The organism is Streptomyces sp. SID13666, assembly GCF_010548325.1.
Classification (GTDB): Bacteria; Actinomycetota; Actinomycetes; order Streptomycetales; family Streptomycetaceae; genus Actinacidiphila; species Actinacidiphila fildesensis.
Window position 1 is genome coordinate 284,595 of the sequence record NZ_JAAGLX010000004.1, and the last position, 16,122, is coordinate 300,716.

Below are 16,122 nucleotides of genomic sequence, written 5' to 3' on the forward strand. Positions count from 1 at the left end.
CCAGGCGTTGGTCAGGCACTGCCGGCGCGGCCACCACCGATGGGCCCGAACGCGTGCCGGAGCATCGCGCGGGTACTTCCCTTCGGTCCGCGGCGGGCCGTGGCCGGCAGCAGGGTGACCGCGTGCAGCCGTGAGGACCAGTACCGGCGCGAGGCCTTCGCGGCACGGTTCCAGCCGTGGGCCGTCAGCCGGTCGGAGGTCTCCAGGAAGAACCGCCGCGCCTCGTCGAAGCGGTCCCCCGAGAGGGCCTTCGCGGACGACTCACTGACGGCATGCCTGCGGTACTGGAAGGCCACGGTGTCCGTGACGACCATGGAGGCCCCGTCGAGCAGCAGGTCGACGACGAGCGCCAGGTCCTGGATCACCCCGAGGTCGGCCCGGAAGCGGAACTTGCGCATCGCTTCGGTCCGCCAGCAGATGGAGGGGAAGTAGAGCCAGTTGCCGCGCAGCAGGCTCACGGCCAGGTCCTCGCCGCTGAGCGTGAGGGGGCGCGCGCCCTTCGGCGCGTAGAGCCGGTCCTTGGTGGTGTCCGCGAGCGTCCTGGACGGCCGGCCCTCGCCGTCGATGACGTCGACGCCGGGCTGCACCATGGTCGCCTTCGGCTCATGGTCCAGGGCGGTGCGGACGGTGCGCAGATAGTTGGGCAGCAGCAGGTCGTCGCAGCCCATGAGGACGGTGTGCTCGCCCTCCGACAGCTCCACGCACCGGTTGAAGTTCCCGGTCACCCCGAGGTTCTGCTCGTTGCGGAGATAGCGGACGCGGTCGTCGGCGAGGGCGGCGAACCACTCCGGTACGCCCGCCTCCTTGCCGTCGTCGACCACGGTGAGCCGCCAGTCGTCCCCGTCCTGGGCCAGCACGCTGCGGACGGCGTCCTGCATGACGGCGACATCGCCGTAGTACGGCATCAGGATGTGGAAGCGGAGTCCGGCGGAGCCGCCGCCGGACGGATCCTGGTCCGTCATACCGAGACCATCGTGTGCGGGGCCTGGGACGGCACCCGCCGGATCAGCGCGAGCAGCAGGACCAGGCCCGCGCGGGCCAGGTAGACCATCGCGCGCAGCGGCGAGTGGCTCGGCTTGCCGGTGGTGCGCGGCCGCATCGCGACCGGGACCTGCCGGACGGTGTAACCGCAGCGGATCGCGCCGACGGTGCTCTCCACCGTGTCGCCGAGGTACTCCACCGGGTACCAGCCGGCGAAGAACTCGATCAGGTCGCGGTTGCAGGCGCGGAAGCCGGAGGTGGCGTCGGTCAGCCGGGTGCCGGCCAGCTTGGACATGACGCCGGACAGCAGTCGCATCGCCCAGCGGCGCGGGCCGCGGGCCTGGTAGTCGCCCTCGCCGCCGAAGCGGGCGCCGACGACCAGGTCGGCGTTGTCGAGCTCGCGCAGCAGGGCCGGCACATAGCTCGGGTCGTGCTGGCCGTCGGCGTCGATCTGGATCGCGACGTCGTAGTTGTACTCCAGCGCGTAGCGGTAGCCCAGCCGCATGGCGCCGCCGACGCCGAGGTTGTACGGCAGGCGGGCGACGATCGCGCCCTCCGCCGCGGCGACCTTGGCCGTGCGGTCGGTGGAACCGTCGTCCACGACGAGGATGTCCGCGTCGGGCAGTTCCTTGTTGATCTCACCCAGGGTCGTCGCCAGCCCGGCGTCCTCGTTCCACGCCGGCACGATCACCAGTACCCGTCGGCCATCGATCATGCCCGGGCCTCGCGATCATCCGTAGTGGTGGTGGCAGTGGTGCTGTCGGTGCCGGTGTCGCCGTCGATGACCGGCTTCACCGCGTTGGCGGGCATCGGGTCGGCGGTCTGCGCCAAGTGCGCCCGGATCAGGGCCACTTCCTCGGCCAGGGTGCGCGTCTCGGCTTCGAGACGGCTGGACTCCCAGCTCAGGTGCAGTGTGACGAGCAGCACAAGGACGAAGCCGGCGAAGAGCACCAGGCTCACGCCGGAGGCGACGCCGAGCTTGTTGGCGATCGAGTCGAGCCAGGTCGGGAAGAAACCGAGCGGAGCGATGATCAGGCCGATGAGCAGCCACAGGGCCGCATACTTCTCGCGCAGTTGCTGGCGACGCAACAGCTCGACGATGCATCCGAGCACCGCCAAGCCGGTCACCGAGGTAAGTACGGACAATTGCACGATTCAGCCGTCTTTCCGGTCGGAGTACGAGGCTGCCGCGTCATACCGACGTCGGCTGACGTCCAGGGAATGACCGGCTACCGGGCAGAGGGCGAAGAAGACGTCCCGCCAACCCGCGACTGGGTGGCGACGTCACACACGCTGCCGGACACGGCGCTCATGGTACCCCTTGGCCACAAGAGCCGAAAGCCGGGTGGACGCCCAAGCCCGGGGTCTCCCGGCCGCTCGGGGAGCCGGTCCGGCGAGTACCTGTCATGTCCCCCGGGGTATTCTTGCCGCCACATGAAGTCGCCCACAGCACTCCTGCGCACGCTCCCTTCCGGAACCCTTCTCGTCGGGGCCGGGGTGGCGGCGAACGCCGGCGCCTCCTACATCTTCCTGGCCCTGGCCGGCCGGACGCTCGGCCATGACGACATGGCCCAGATCTCCGTCCTGTGGTCGGTGATCGCCTTCGCGGGCATCGGGCTGTTCTTCCCCGTCGAGCAGGAACTGACCCGGGTGGTGGCCGCGCGGACCGCCGCGGGACTGGGCGCGGGGCCCGCCATCCGGCGCGGGATACTCACCGCGACGGCGATGCTGGCCGTGGTCCTGGCGGCGCTCGCCGCGGCCTCCGGCCCGCTGGCGAACCTGCTCTTCAACGGCGACCGGGCGATGGTCGCTGTCCTGGGCGCGGCCTTCGTGGGCTGGGCCGCCCAGCACACCGCGCGCGGCATCCTCGCCGGGTACGGGAACTTCCGCTGGTACGCCGTCCAGCTCACCGCCGACGCGGTGCTGCGGGTGGGCGCCGCGATCACGCTGCTGGCCGTAAACGGCTCCTTCCTCGCGTTCGGCCTGGCGATGGCGCTGGCCCCGCTGCCCGCCGTGCTCCTGTGCCTGCCCGCGATGCGCCGGGCGTCCCGGCCGGGACCGGCCGCCGGCGTGGGCGAGATCCACAACGGCTTCGGCGTGCTGGTCGTCTCCACCACGCTGATGCAGGCCGTGGCCAATGCTCCGGTCGTCACCGCCAAGCTCCTCGACCCGGACAACACCCCACTGGTCACCGCCCTGGTCTCGGCGCTGATCCTGGTGCGCGTGCCGCAGTTCCTGGTCAGCTCCATGCAGGCGTCCCTGCTGGTGGAGCTCACCGGCCGGCACACCGCCGGCGACAAGGCCGGCTTCCTGCGCACGCTGCGCGGCAACCTGCTGATGGTGTCGGCGCTCGGCGCCGGCTGGGCGGTCGTCTGCGCGGTGATCGGCCCGGCCCTGAACGAGACGGCCTTCCACGCACCGCCGGCCCTCAGCTCCCTGGACTTCGGTCTGTTGGGTCTCGGCGCGGTCGCCCACCTCGCGGCGATCGTGCTCAGCAGCGGCACCCTGGCCACCGGCGGCCACCGCATACTGTGCGTCGCCTGGACGATCGGGGCCCTCGCCCTGGGGACCGCACCCCTGCTGCCCGGCGGCACGGCGCTGCAGGTCGAACTCTCCTACGCGATCGCCGCCGGCGCCGCCGCCGTCGCTCTGCTGTTCGGGCTGCGCTCCGGACTGCGCCATTTCGACCAGCCGTTCGACGCGAAGACCCGGGCACTGGTCGGGGACGCCGAGGCCCTCGGAACCGTCAAACCCGGGTGACACAGACCACATTCAGGTGGTGAACAGCCGGCAAAGGCCCGGCGAAGTTCACAGTCTTGTCACAGCAACCCGACGATCAGACAGCATCGACAAGGTCGGTTGCCGGACGCATGTACGGTCGCTGGACCATGAATGTGCGCCGTATCATCCTTCTTATGTGCGCCCTCGGCGCCCTCATCGCGATAGCCGTCCCGGCCGTTCCCTACGTCCTGGACCACACCCGCGATGCCGTCGCCGCGTCCGTGCCCGAGTCGGGTACCGGTACCGCCCCGCACAAGGTCGCCGAAGTCGCCCCGCCGCCACGGCAGTCGACCGGCGACTTCTCCGTGTCCAAGGAGAACGCCCTGCCCGGCACCCGTGCCTGGGAGGTGCGGAACCCCGGTCCGCAGAACGCGATCGAGGGATACACCAATCACGTCAGCGTGACGTCCGGTCAGCCGTTCGACCTGTATGTGTCGACCACGGCCAGCAGCTTCGAAGTCCAGGCCTTCCGGATGGGCTACTACGGCGGCAAGCAGGGCCGGCTGGTCTGGTCCTCGAAGTCGGTACGCGGTCAGATACAGCCGCCGGCCAAGGTCGTGCCGGGCATATTCATGGCGACCGCCCCGTGGAAGCCGTCCATGAGCATCGGCACCAAGGGCTGGCCCGAGGGCGACTACCTGCTGAAGCTCACGTCCAGGAAGGGCAACGAGCGGAACGTCCCGATCACCGTCCGCTCGACCTCCACCGCGGGCAAGACGGTGTTCGTCAACGCGACCGCCACCTGGCAGGCCTACAACTCGTGGGGCGGGCACAACATCTACGCGGGCCCTCCCGGCCCGCGTTCCTACGCGGAGCGCTCCCGCAAGGTGAGCTTCGACCGGCCCTACGACCGCGGTGGCAGCGGCCAGTTCCTGTGGCACGAGCTGCCCATGCTGGTCACCGCCGAGAAGCTGGGCCTGCGGATGGCCTACGTCACCTCGTCGGAGCTCGACAACATGCCCGAACTGTTCAAGGGCGCGCGCTCGCTGATATTCCCCAGCCATGACGAGTACTGGTCCTCGGGGATGCGGGACACCGCGACCAAGGCCCGCGACACCGGCATCAACATGGCCTTCTTCGGTGCCAACAACGTCTACCGCCATGTCCGCTTCGAGGCCTCGGCCCTCGGCGACCAGCGCGTCGTGACGTGCTACAAGGACCCGTCCGAGGACCCGATGGTGCTCACCGACCCGAACGAGGCGACGCAGCAGTGGCGGCTGCCGCCGAACCCGCGTCCCGAGAGTGAACTGCTCGGCGTCCAGTACGAATGGCTCGGCGTGACCGCGCCGTACGTCGTCACGGACGCGGACAGCTGGGTCTACGCCGGCACCGGCGCGAAGAACGGGTCGAAGTACCCCGGTCTGGTCGCCGTCGAGTACGACAAGCTGTTCACCGGGCCCGAGGTGCCGCGCCCGATACAGGCCCTCTCCGACTCACCCGTCACGCTGGGCAAGAAGCACAGCTTCTCCAACTCCACCTACTACACGACGCCTTCCGGGGCGGGCGTGTTCTCCAGCGGCACCCTCGGCTGGACCTGCACGGTCAACAACGACCGGTGCTCCTACCGTGTGCCGCAGAGCTCGGTGAAGTTCGCCCGCAAGGTCAGCGAGAACATCCTGACGGCGTTCCAGGCGGGCCCCGCCGGCGCGAAGCACCCGGCGGTCGACAACTACAACACGTACGCCAGGCCGCCCGCCGGCTTCTCCTACGCGCACTGACCCGCCGCGGGCCCTCCGAAGGGTCCGCGCGGGTGCACCGAACACGAAAAGCCCGACCGCAATGGCGGCCGGGCTTTCGTGCGTCGTGACCGGTGGTGCGGCTACGGCCGCGGTGCGAACGTTCCTGCCGCGACCGCCGCCTTGAGCTCGTCCCGCCAGTCGGCCATCGCCGGGAGCCCGGCGGCGGACCAGCGGTCGTGGCCCAGCACGCTGTAGGCCGGGCGCTTGGCCGGCCGGACGAACTTGTCGGCCGTGGTGGGGCGGATCCGGTCGGGGTCCAGTCCCGACAGCTCGAACGCGGCGCGGGCCAGCTCGTACCAGGTGGCCTGGCCGGCAGCCGTGCCGTGGTACGCGCCGGCCGGGGCGTCGCCCGCGAGCGCGGCGCGGCCCAGCTCGGTGAGCCGGACGGCCAGCGCGCGGGCCCAGGTGGGCTGGCCGAGCTGGTCGTCGACGACGTCGAGCGTCTCGTGGGTGGCCGCCAGCTTCAGCATGGTCGCGACGAAGTTGCGGCCGTGCGCGCCGTACAGCCAGGCGGTGCGGACGGTGTAGCCGCTGTCGGGCAGCAGCTCGGCGACCGCGAGCTCACCGGCGAGCTTGCCGCGGCCGTACGCGTTGACCGGCCCGGTCGGGTCGTCCTCGCGGTACGGCTCCTTGGCGTCGCCGGGGAAGACGTAGTCGGTGGAGACATGGATGAGCAGCGCGCCCGCGGCGGCGCAGGCCGCGGCCAGATGGCGCACCCCGTCGCCGTTGACGACGGTGGCGGCGGCCTCGTCGGCCTCCGCGCCGTCGACGTCCGTCCAGGCTGCCGCGTTGACCACGATCCGGTGACCGCGGACCGCCGCGAGCAGCGCCGCGGGGTCGGTCAGATCCAGGTCGGCCCGGGTGGCGGCGGTGACGGCGGCGGCCGCGGCGGCCGCAAGCGCCGCCACGACCTCCTGGCCGAGCATGCCGCCGGCGCCGGTCACCAGCCAGCGGGTGCTGCCGGCGGCCGGGTCCTCGTTCGTCACGGCATCGCTCATGAAAGCGCCGCCTTGGCCTTCAGCGGCTCCCACCAGGCCCGGTTGTCGCGGTACCAGGCGACGGTGTCGGCGAGGCCCTGGTCGAAGCCGATCTGCGGCTCGTAGCCCAGCTCGGCACGGGACTTGCTGATGTCCAGGGAGTAGCGCAGGTCGTGGCCCTTGCGGTCCTCGACGTACTCGACCATGTCCCAGCCGGCGCCGCAGGCTTCCAGCAGCTGGCCGGCGAGCTCCTTGTTCGTCAACTCGGTGCCGCCACCGATGTGATAGACCTCACCGGCCTTGCCGCCCTGCAGCGCGAGCGCGATGCCCCGGCAGTGGTCGGAGACATGCAGCCAGTCACGGATGTTGCCGCCGTCGCCGTAGAGCGGGACCTTCTTGCCGTCCAGCAGGTTCGTCACGAACAGCGGGATCATCTTCTCGGGGAAGTGATGGTGCCCGTAGTTGTTGGAGCAGCGGGTGACCACCACGTCCATCCCGTGCGTGCGGTGGTAGGCGAGCGCGATCAGGTCGGAGCCCGCCTTCGCCGCGGCGTACGGGGAGTTGGGCGCGAGCGGCCAGTCCTCGGTCCACGAACCTTCGCTGATCGAGCCGTACACCTCGTCCGTGGACACGTGCACGAAGCGGCCGATGCCCAGCTTGTGGGCGGCGTCCAGCAGGGTCTGGGTGCCGAGCACGTTCGTGGTGACGAACGCGGCCGCGCCGGTGATCGACCGGTCGACGTGCGACTCCGCGGCGAAGTGCACCACCGCGTCATGGCCGGGCAGGACGGAGGCGACGAAGTCCGCGTCGCAGATGTCGCCGTGCGCGAACCGGTAGCCGGGCAGGTGGGCGACCGGAGCGAGGTTCTCCGGGTTGCCGGCGTAGGTGAGTTTGTCCAGTACGGTGACGGAGGCGGTCTCGAGCCCCGGCATCTCCCCTGACAGGACTGCGCGGACGAACTGCGAGCCGATGAATCCGGCGCCACCGGTAACAAGAATGTTCATGAGTGCCAGAGTCCAGTCAGGCCCCTACTGGGGGGCGGCGTAAGATGGTTTGCTTCGCCGTAACTCTAGCCGTTCCCCGAGTGCAGGGGCGAAGCCGAGCAGTCTTCGGCCGCCTGCCGCCGGAGAAAGTAGAAACAACATGCGTGGTATCCTCCTCGCCGGCGGGACCGGGTCCCGGCTGTGGCCGATCACCAAAGCGGTCTCCAAACAGCTGATGCCGGTCTACGACAAGCCGATGGTCTATTACCCGCTGTCGACGCTCATGATGGCGGGAATTCGCGACATACTGCTCATCACCACCGAGCAGGACCAGGAGCAGTTCCGCCGGCTCCTCGGCGACGGCTCGCAATTCGGTATCAATATCGAATACCGCTCGCAGCCGAATCCCGGTGGAATCGCCCAGGCTTTCCAGATCGGTGCGGACTTCATCGGCGGTGAGCCGGTGGCGCTCATTCTCGGTGACAACATCTTCCACGGCGCGGGCCTCGGGCGGCAATTGCAGGACCACAGCTCCCCCGACGGCGGCGTGATCTTCGCCTACCAGGTGAAGGACCCCACCGCGTACGGCGTCGTCGAGTTCGACGAGCACGGCAACGCGCTGTCGATCGAGGAGAAGCCGGAGCGGCCGAAGTCGCGCTTCGCCGTCCCGGGCCTCTACTTCTACGACAGCCAGGTCGTGGACATCACCAACAGCCTGAAGCCCAGCGCGCGCGGCGAACTGGAGATCACCGAGGTCAACGCGACCTACCTGCAGCAGGGCAAGCTCCGGGTCTCCGTACTGGACCGCGGCACCGCCTGGCTGGACACCGGCACCTTCGACTCCCTCGTCCAGGCCTCGGAGTACGTCCGGGTCATCGAGGAGCGGCAGGGGCTGAAGCTCGGCTGCGTCGAGGAGACCGCCTGGCGGATGGGGTTCATCGACTCCGAGCAGCTGCGCAAACTGGCCGAACCGCTGCTGAAGAGCGGCTACGGCGAATACCTCGTCAACACGCTCGCCCTCGAAGAGGACCTCCCGCGATGAACATCCGACCGCTGTCCTTCCACGGCGCCTGGGAGATCACCCCCCAGCAGCACGGCGACCCGCGCGGCCTGTTCCTGGAGTGGTACCGCTTCGACCGGCTGGAGGCCGAGGTCGGGCATCCGATGCGGCTCGCGCAGGCCAACATGTCGGTGTCGTCGAAGGACGTCGTGCGCGGCATCCACTTCGCCGACGTCCCGATGGGCCAGTCCAAGTACGTGACGTGCGTACGCGGCGCGGTGCTCGACGTGGTGGTCGACCTGCGGGTCGGCTCGCCGACCTTCGGCCAGTGGGAGGGCGTCCGGCTGGACGACGTGGACCGCAAGGCCCTCTACATCGCGGAGGGCATGGGCCACGGCTTCTGCGCCCTCAGCGACGACGCCACGCTCTCGTACCTCGTCTCGGACGTCTTCCGTCCCGACAAGGAGCACGGTGTGCACCCGCTCGACCCCGAGCTCGGCATCGAGTGGCAGACCGGCGCGCCCCAGCTGTCCGCCCGGGACGCGGCCGCCCCCAGCTTCGCGGAGATGCGGGACGGCGGCCGGCTGCCGGACTTCGACGTCTGCCAGGCCCGCTACAAGGAGCTGGGCGCCGGCGCCTGACCGGACCGGTACGGCCCGCGGCACCGCACGTCAGGCGAAGACGACCGTGCGGTGCCCGTTGATCAGGACGCGGTGCTCGCTGTGCCACTTCACGGCGCGCGCCAGCGCCTGGCACTCGACGTCACGGCCGATCGCCACGAGCTGCTCGGGGGTGACCTCGTGCCCCACCCGCTCGACCTCCTGCTCGATGATCGGGCCCTCGTCGAGGGCCGCCGTCACGTAGTGCGCGGTCGCGCCGATCAGCTTCACCCCGCGCGCGTGCGCCTGGTGGTAGGGCTTGGCGCCCTTGAAGCTCGGCAGGAACGAGTGGTGGATGTTGATGATCCGGCCGGGCAGCCGCTTGCACAGGTCGTCGGAGATGACCTGCATGTAGCGGGCCAGCACCACCAGGTCCACGCGCTCCGCCTCGACCAGTTCCAGCAGCCGCGCCTCCGCCTGGTCCTTGGTGTCGGCGGTCACCGGGATGTGGTGGAACGGGATGCCGTAGGAGCCGGCGAGCTCCTCGAAGTCCGTGTGGTTGGAGACCACGGCCGCGATCTCGACGGGCAGCGCGCCGATCCGGGTGCGGAACAGCAGATCGTTCAGGCAGTGCCCGAACTTGCTGACCATGAGGACGACCCGCATCTTCTCGTCCGCCGCGTGCAGCTGCCAGTCCATCTGGAAGGCGCTGCCGATCGCCGCGAAGCTCGCGCGCAGTTTGTCCTGGTCCACCGGCGGCTCGGCCGTGAAGTGCACCCGCATGAAGAACAGCCCGGTGTCCTGGTCCCCGAACTGCTGGCTGTCCACGATGTTGCAGCCGGTCATGAAGAGGTAGCTCGACACGGCATGCACGATGCCCTGCTTGTCGGGACAGGACAGCGTCAGCACATATTGCGGTTCGTTCACCCCGTCAGCCTCGCACACGCGGCCGCTCGCACGGCGCCGCCGTCCGTCAGGCGGTACGCGTGTAGATCGCCAGGACGTCGAGCGAGCGCGGCGGCGCGTCCACGTCGTCCCCGTCGGCCGTCGCGAGCTTGACGTGCGCCTCGCGGGCGGCGCGGACCGCCTCCGGCCAGGCGTGGTGCTCCAGGTAGGTGCTGACCGGCGCGTCCGCGCCCACCTGGTGCAGGATCTTCAGCACCCGGAGCACCGCGACGTCGACGAGCGCGGCCTCCTGCGAGTCGCGGAAGATCGTCCCGACGTATTTCTCGGCGGACCAGTTGTCGAGCCAGGTGTCCTCGACGAGGCGGTAGACGGCGTCGGTGACGTCGCCGAAACCGGGCACCCCGGCGAGCCAGCACTCCTGCTGGAACACCGGGTCGCTGATCATGTGCAGCGCCGAGCGCACATTGCTGCGCCAGCGCCACCAAGGCATGTCATTGAGCGGCATGCCCCCCATCGTGGAGGAGCGGGTACCGCGGCGGGAAGTCTTCTCCGAAGTCTGCACGGTGACCGATCGTACGTTCCCTCGAATCCACACCTGCAATTCACCTGAACGTGACGCTGCGTTCGCCCAGGGTCACCCGCACGTTGAGGGCGGGACGGAAGCGTCCATGTTCATGACTGAGCGGCGTTCGCGCAAGGCTGTCCTGTTGGCTGTATCGACGACCTGCGCGGCGCTGATCAGCGGCTGCGGTGCGATCCCGGGGAGCGCGGGGGGCTCCCCGGGACCCGTGGTCGTCATGACCTGGGCGCCGGACGGTACGAAATCGACCAACATGCCAGGAATGCCCGCCATGGCGCAGGCGTTCGCGGCGCACGTCAACGCCTCGGGCGGGCTGAACGGCCGCGACCTCAAGGTCCTCACCTGCAACGACCACAACGACACGGTCGAGGCCGCGAAGTGCGCGCAGCGGGCCCAGGAAGAGGGCGCGGTCGCCGTCATCGGCTCGTACAGCGAGCACGCCAACAGCTTCACCTCCATCCTGGAGTCGGCCGGGATCCCGTACATCGGGGGCTACGGGATAACCCAGGAGGAGTTCCAGAGCCCCATGTCCTATCCCGTCAACGGCGGCCTGCCGGCCCTGCTGACGGGCAGCGGGAAGCAACTGGCGGCCTCCTGCTCCAAGGTCAGCCTGGTGCGGCCGGACACCATCGTCGGCGACCAGTTCCCGCTGTTCCTCGACGCCGGTCTCAAGGCCGGCGGCCGGCCCGCCGCCAACGACCTGCCGACGGCCGACGACTCCACCGAGTACACCGGCGTCGCCCAGCGGGCGGTCGGCAGCGCCCACTCCGGCACGTGTGTCTCGGCCGTGCTCGGCGACCGCACGGACACCTTCATCGACTCGCTCCGGCGGCTCGGCAACGAGCTGCCCGACGTGCGGCTCTCCTCGGTGATCGGCAGCATCCAGCAGTCGCTGATCGACAGCACCGGCGGGAGGAACAGCCCGCTGGAGAACGCGTTCGCCACCGGCTGGTACCCGCCGACCTCGGATCCCAAGTGGGACGCGATGAAGGAGGTCGTGAAGAAGTACGCCTTCGGTGACAACCGGATCGACGTCGCCGACCCCGGCGTCCAGACCACCTGGATCGCGTACTCGGTCTTCACCGAGGTCGTCCGGGCGATGGGCGAGGAGGAGGTCAACCCCATGACCCTCAAGCGCGCGCTGGACAAGGCGAACGCCATCTCGACCGGCGGCCTCACCCCGGACCTCGGCTGGCGCAACGAGAACATGCTCCCGGTGCCGGGCCACCCGCGGATGGTGAACGCGAAGGTCGTCTACCAGGTCGTCAAGGACGGCCGGCTGGTCGCCGCCCGCACCGGATTCGTCGACATGGCGGCGACGCTCGGCCGCCAGGTGAGCCAGAACGACTAGCAGCGGGCGCCCGGACCCCGGGCGCCCGCTCGGCTCAGAGCTGGGAGTACTCCCGCTCGGTCAGGTTGTGCTGCTTCGCGATCGCGTTCCAGAGCCGGACGGCCCGCTTCTTCTGCGCCGTAGCGCTGCCGCTCTCGCGGTCGCCCACCGACTTGACGGGGGTGCCCTTCGCGTGGCCGCCCTTGCAGGTCTTGCCGTCGCTGGCCGCCTGGTCCGCCCAGGACGCGTACGCGTTGTCGGCCGCGGCCGACGCCGCCCACGCCTTGTTCAGCGCCTCGGTCAGCTCCGCGTGCTGCGGCAGCTGGTCCACCTGCAGGGCCGCGAGGCGGGTGACGAGCGTGCCGCGCTGGCCGGCCGCCGCGCGCAGGTCGGTCGCCGCCTGGGGCAGGTTCTTGCAGGACTTGATCGACTCCACCGCGCTGACCACGGAGGACCGGCTGCTGCCGCTGTCCTTGAGGAGTGTGTCCAGGGACTTCGCCTGCTTCGTGACGGCGTCGTCGGCGGCTCCGCCCGGCTGCGCGGACGCTCCGGTCGACGAGGATGGTGGCTTGCTCGCCTTGGCCGCGTCCTTGCTGTCGTCGTCGCCGCCCGCGCTGAGCGCGGCGCCCGCGGCCAGCCCGGCCAGGGCGCAGCCGACGACCACGATGCCGATCACCGCGGCCGGGGAGAGCCGGCGGCGCGATCCGCCACCGCCGCCACCGTTCGCACCATTTGCGTGGTTCGTACCGTTCGCTCCGTCGTACGGATCCGCATAGGCCTGAGCGGGCGCCGGAGCCGGCGGCGCTGCCTGGACCCGGTAGGGCTGCTGACGGGCCGGCTCCGGCCTCGGCTGCTGCCGGGGGCCGTCCTGCCGGTACAGGTGGTCGTAGTCGCCCGAGGGGGCGGACTGCGGCTCGTCGTACGACTGGTCGTACGAGGGCCCCTGCGGCTGGTCGTACGACGGCTCGTCGAAGATCGAGAGCGACAGGTGCCGGGTGGCCTCCGCCTCGCTCTCGGCGGGGTACCCGGCGGGACCGGTCCCCGCCCCGAAGTGCTCGGGCGTGAACGGCTCGGGAGCGAACGGCTCGGCCTTGAACGGGTCCGGGGTGAACGGCTCCGGGGGCGGCGACGAACGCGGATACGGGGGCAGGAACTGGGTGGCGTCCGCCTCCGGCACCGGTGCGGCGGCCGTCTGCGGCGCCGGGGGCATCGCGGGCGGCATCGGCGGCATCGCGGGAGCAGGCGGGGTGGCCTGCGGATACGGCGGGAACATCATCGTCGCGTCCGCCCCCGCGCCGGCCTCGGGCGGCAGCGGCTGCGCGGCGCCCGGCGCCTGGTCCCACGGCTGCCCGCCGGCGGGCCGCACATGGTCGTCGTAATGCTGCGGCGGCTGCTCCGGTGGCAGCACCACACCCCTTCGGGGCTCGGGCGTTCCCGGGTTCTGCCGGTACTGATCGTCCGGCGTCTCGTCGCCGTGTCCGCTGTGCATCGCCGGAACTCCCGCCTTTACCCGTCGTCGGACCCGTCATCGGACTCGACGGCTCACGCTACCGGGTCAGCCTGAGAACCCACCACGCACCCGATCGGGCGAGGGCCGGACAGGGCCGCGTTGACGACGGGGAAGGACCGAATGGCGAGGTATCGGCCGTCTCTTGGGCGGTCGTGCACGGCGATGTCGTTCCGGTAACGATTCCGGCGGGTGGCGATTCCGCCGGTACCGCGTGCGCCGGGGCGGCGCGCACCCCGGGAGGACCGCCGGGCGCTACGCGGCGGCCTCCTGCTCCTGCAGATGGGCGCCGAACTCCCGTACCGCGGGCTCCGCTCCGTACGGTTCCAGGCGGCGGCGGAAGTCGTCCAGATATTCGGCACCGCGATGGGAGCGCAGCCCGGTCAGCAGGGCGACCGCCTCGGTGCCCGTGTGGCAGGCCTGCTCGATCTCGCGCTGCTGCACCTGGGCGTCGGCGAGGAGCAGCAGCCCGATCGCGCGGCGGCGCACCCGCGTCGGGGGGTGGCCCGCGAGGGACTCCTCGGCGCGCCGGGCGGCCGGGGCCGCCTGGCCGAGGTCGCGGTGGCCGTGCGCCAACTCATCGGCCAGATAGGCCTGGTCGAAGTGGGAGATCCAGTCGGGGTCGTCGTCCGGGTTGGAATGTTCCAGCGCGTCGACGGCCTGTCCGGCGACCGACGCGAACGTCCGGGCGTCGCCGAGCAGCGCGTGCCCGCGGGCCTCCGCCGCGTAGAACATCGCCTGCGCGGTGGGGGTGACCTGCCCGCGCGCGCCCTCCTGCGCAGCCCGCGCGAGCTGCGCGATCTCGCGCGGATTGCCGAGCGTCTCGGCGAGGTGGCTCATCCCGGCGGCCAGCACGTAGCCGCCGTAGCCGCGGTCGCCCGCCGCCTGCGCGAGCCGCAGCGCCTGGATGTAGTAGCGCTGCGCGAGCCCCGGCTGCCCGGTGTCGACGGCCATGTAGCCGGCGAGTTCGGTCAACCGCGCCGCCGCGCCGAAGAGCTGACGGCCGGTCGCCTCGCGGTAGGAGCCCGCCAGCAGCCCCGACACGACGCTGTTGAGGTAGTGCACGACGACCGGCCGCACATGGCCGCTGCCGAAGCGGTGGTCCAGGTCGACGAGCGCCTTCGTCGTGGCCCGCACCGCCTCCACGTCCGCCTTGCCGACCCGCGACCCGCCGGCCCGGGCGACGGCGCCGTCGGTACGGGTGATCAGCCAGTCACGGCTGGGCTCGACGAGGGCCGAGGCGGCCACCGTCGACCCGGTGAGGAAGTCCCGGCGCCCGACGTCGCTGCGCCACAGCTCGCAGACCTGCTCGATCGCACCGAGGACGGTGGGCGCGAAGTGCAGCCCGATGCCGGTGGCGAGGTTCTTGCCGTTGGCCATGCCGATCTCGTCGATGGAGACGGCACGGCCCAGCTTGCGGCCCAGCGCCTCGGAGATGATGGCCGGCGCCCGGCCGCGCGGCTGCTGGCCTCTCAGCCAGCGGGCGACGGACGTCTTGTCGTACCGCAGGTCGAGGCCGTGCTCGGCCCCGCACATGTTGACCCGGCGGGCCAGGCCGGCGTTGGAGCAGCCGGCTTCCTGGATGAGCGCCTGCAGCCGTTCGTTCGGCTGCCGCGCCACCAGTGGTCGTGCGGCCATGTCGTGCCCCTCCTTCATCGCGGGATCACGGGCCTGTGCCCGTCGTCCCGCTCCCCCTGGTGACCCTGGCGATCTTCGATAAGAGATCAATGCCCAGCACACATGACGTGAATTCACCGTTTTCACGGCATTTCTTCCAGGGCGTACGTCACCGCACCCACCAGGGACTACCCGCATCCTGGGCCGCGTTCCCGCACGCGCCCCCGGCCGTGCACCCGTGCGCCCGCGATGAGCCGCGGCTCCACCCCGTAACCCTTGGTGACCGAGGTAGTTGTGCAGCGCGTGGAAGACACCATCGGAGCCCCCCCGCAGCAGCTCACCGACCAACTGCTCGACACAGCGGTCCGATACGCGGAGGAGCGGCACTGGGACGTGCTGCCCGGCTCCTGGCTGGAGGACGACGGCGCCGGGTCGCGCTGCTCGTGCGACTCCCCCGCCTGCCCGGCGCCGGGCGCGCACCCGACCCGCCCCGACTGGGCGACCCAGGCCAGCGGCAGCGCCGTCGCGGTGCGCCGGATGTGGTCCAAGCAGCCGCGGGCGTCGATCCTGCTGCCGACCGGACGCACCTTCGACGCGATCGACGTCCCCGAGGTGGCCGGCTGCCTCGCCCTCGCCCGCATGGAACGGATGGACCTGCCGCTGGGCCCGGTGCTCTGCACCCCCAACCGGCGGCTGATCTTCCTGGTGCTGCCCGGCGCGTCGGTCAAGGTCCCCGACCTGCTGCGCAAGCTGGGCTGGCCGCCCGCCTCCCTGGACCTCCTGGTCCGCGGCGAGGGCGACTTCATCGCGTCGCCGCCCACCCGCACCGGCACCGGCGGCTCCGTGCAGTGGGCGCGCCAGCCCACCGCCCTCAACCGCTGGCTCCCCGACGTCGAGGAACTGCTGAGCCCGCTGGCGTACGCGTGCGGCCGCGAGGCGGCGGCGAGCCGGGCCCGCTAGGCCGTGTCTGACAAATCCCGCCTGGTCCGGGACGCCTGGCACGCACGCTCGCTGCGTTGTCGGGCTCATCCACGTACCCCGGTACGAGGACGACCCTCCGCCTTGCGATCGCACGCACCAGACGCCCCGGACGCCGCCCTCCGGGCGGACGCCGCCATTTGT

General features: G+C 70.9%; 15 protein-coding genes. 6 read left to right on the forward strand and 9 right to left on the reverse strand.

The window, feature by feature from the left end; genetic code table 11:
* Positions 1–11: 11 nt before the first annotated feature.
* From G3I60_RS10260 to G3I60_RS10270, 3 genes are read right to left on the reverse strand one after another with little or no spacing between them, the layout of a single operon-like run.
* Complete coding sequence (locus G3I60_RS10260; RefSeq protein WP_164296004.1) at positions 12–962, reverse strand: glycosyltransferase family 2 protein; 951 nt, start codon at positions 960–962, stop codon at positions 12–14.
* Positions 959–1,696, reverse strand: coding sequence for a glycosyltransferase family 2 protein (locus tag G3I60_RS10265; RefSeq protein WP_164296003.1), 738 nt, complete (start codon positions 1,694–1,696; stop codon positions 959–961). The genes G3I60_RS10260 and G3I60_RS10265 overlap by 4 nt, the downstream gene beginning before the upstream one ends.
* On the reverse strand, positions 1,693–2,109 hold the full coding sequence (locus G3I60_RS10270; RefSeq protein ID WP_198357789.1) for a DUF2304 domain-containing protein: 417 nt from the start codon (positions 2,107–2,109) through the stop codon (positions 1,693–1,695). Before G3I60_RS10270 ends, G3I60_RS10265 begins: the two co-directional genes overlap by 4 nt.
* A 306-nt stretch (positions 2,110–2,415) precedes the next feature.
* Here G3I60_RS10270 and G3I60_RS10275 point away from each other — a divergent pair, with 306 nt between their 5' ends.
* Together G3I60_RS10275 and G3I60_RS10280 are read left to right on the forward strand one after the other, a co-directional pair.
* Positions 2,416–3,741, forward strand: a complete 1,326-nt coding sequence (locus G3I60_RS10275) for a lipopolysaccharide biosynthesis protein (protein ID WP_164296001.1) — start codon at positions 2,416–2,418, stop codon at positions 3,739–3,741.
* Positions 3,742–3,896: 155 nt separating this feature from the next.
* Positions 3,897–5,480, forward strand: coding sequence for a N,N-dimethylformamidase beta subunit family domain-containing protein (locus G3I60_RS10280; protein ID WP_164607024.1), 1,584 nt, complete (start codon positions 3,897–3,899; stop codon positions 5,478–5,480).
* 101 nt (positions 5,481–5,581) lie between these two features.
* Here G3I60_RS10280 and rfbD read toward each other — a convergent pair whose 3' ends face one another.
* Together rfbD and rfbB are read right to left on the reverse strand one after the other, a co-directional pair.
* The gene (rfbD, locus tag G3I60_RS10285; protein ID WP_164607025.1) at positions 5,582–6,499 is read right to left on the reverse strand and encodes a dTDP-4-dehydrorhamnose reductase; all 918 of its coding nucleotides are present in this window, start codon (positions 6,497–6,499) and stop codon (positions 5,582–5,584) included.
* Positions 6,496–7,482, reverse strand: a complete 987-nt coding sequence (gene rfbB / locus G3I60_RS10290) for a dTDP-glucose 4,6-dehydratase (protein ID WP_164607027.1) — start codon at positions 7,480–7,482, stop codon at positions 6,496–6,498. Before rfbB ends, rfbD begins: the two co-directional genes overlap by 4 nt.
* 139 nt (positions 7,483–7,621) lie before the next feature.
* Here rfbB and rfbA point away from each other — a divergent pair, with 139 nt between their 5' ends.
* Positions 7,622–8,503 (forward strand): glucose-1-phosphate thymidylyltransferase RfbA, encoded by an 882-nt coding sequence (gene rfbA / locus G3I60_RS10295; protein ID WP_138353538.1) that lies wholly within the window; start codon positions 7,622–7,624, stop codon positions 8,501–8,503.
* Positions 8,500–9,102 (forward strand): dTDP-4-dehydrorhamnose 3,5-epimerase, encoded by a 603-nt coding sequence (gene rfbC / locus G3I60_RS10300; RefSeq protein WP_164295996.1) that lies wholly within the window; start codon positions 8,500–8,502, stop codon positions 9,100–9,102. The genes rfbA and rfbC overlap by 4 nt, the downstream gene beginning before the upstream one ends.
* 30 nt (positions 9,103–9,132) lie before the next feature.
* On the opposite strand, the gene purU is transcribed toward rfbC, so the two are convergent.
* Positions 9,133–9,987, reverse strand: coding sequence for a formyltetrahydrofolate deformylase (gene purU / locus G3I60_RS10305; protein WP_343241464.1), 855 nt, complete (start codon positions 9,985–9,987; stop codon positions 9,133–9,135).
* A gap of 46 nt (positions 9,988–10,033) precedes the next feature.
* Positions 10,034–10,480 carry a hypothetical protein gene (locus G3I60_RS10310; RefSeq protein ID WP_187145299.1) on the reverse strand — a complete coding sequence of 149 codons (447 nt, stop codon included), beginning with the start codon at positions 10,478–10,480 and terminating at the stop codon, positions 10,034–10,036.
* A 154-nt stretch (positions 10,481–10,634) separates the two neighbouring features.
* On the opposite strand from G3I60_RS10310, the gene G3I60_RS10315 reads away from it, so the two are divergent.
* Entirely contained in the window at positions 10,635–11,897 is a 1,263-nt protein-coding gene (locus G3I60_RS10315; protein WP_164295993.1) for an ABC transporter substrate-binding protein, read from the forward strand.
* 34 nt (positions 11,898–11,931) lie between these two features.
* On the opposite strand, the gene G3I60_RS10320 is transcribed toward G3I60_RS10315, so the two are convergent.
* Positions 11,932–13,365 (reverse strand): hypothetical protein, encoded by a 1,434-nt coding sequence (locus G3I60_RS10320; RefSeq protein WP_164295991.1) that lies wholly within the window; start codon positions 13,363–13,365, stop codon positions 11,932–11,934.
* A gap of 273 nt (positions 13,366–13,638) precedes the next feature.
* A complete protein-coding gene (locus G3I60_RS10325) occupies positions 13,639–15,021 on the reverse strand; it encodes a transcriptional regulator (protein ID WP_164295990.1) in 1,383 nt (460 codons plus the stop codon).
* Between the two features lie 282 nt (positions 15,022–15,303).
* On the opposite strand from G3I60_RS10325, the gene G3I60_RS10330 reads away from it, so the two are divergent.
* Positions 15,304–15,960 carry a bifunctional DNA primase/polymerase gene (locus G3I60_RS10330; protein WP_164607029.1) on the forward strand — a complete coding sequence of 219 codons (657 nt, stop codon included), beginning with the start codon at positions 15,304–15,306 and terminating at the stop codon, positions 15,958–15,960.
* Positions 15,961–16,122: the final 162 nt, after the last annotated feature.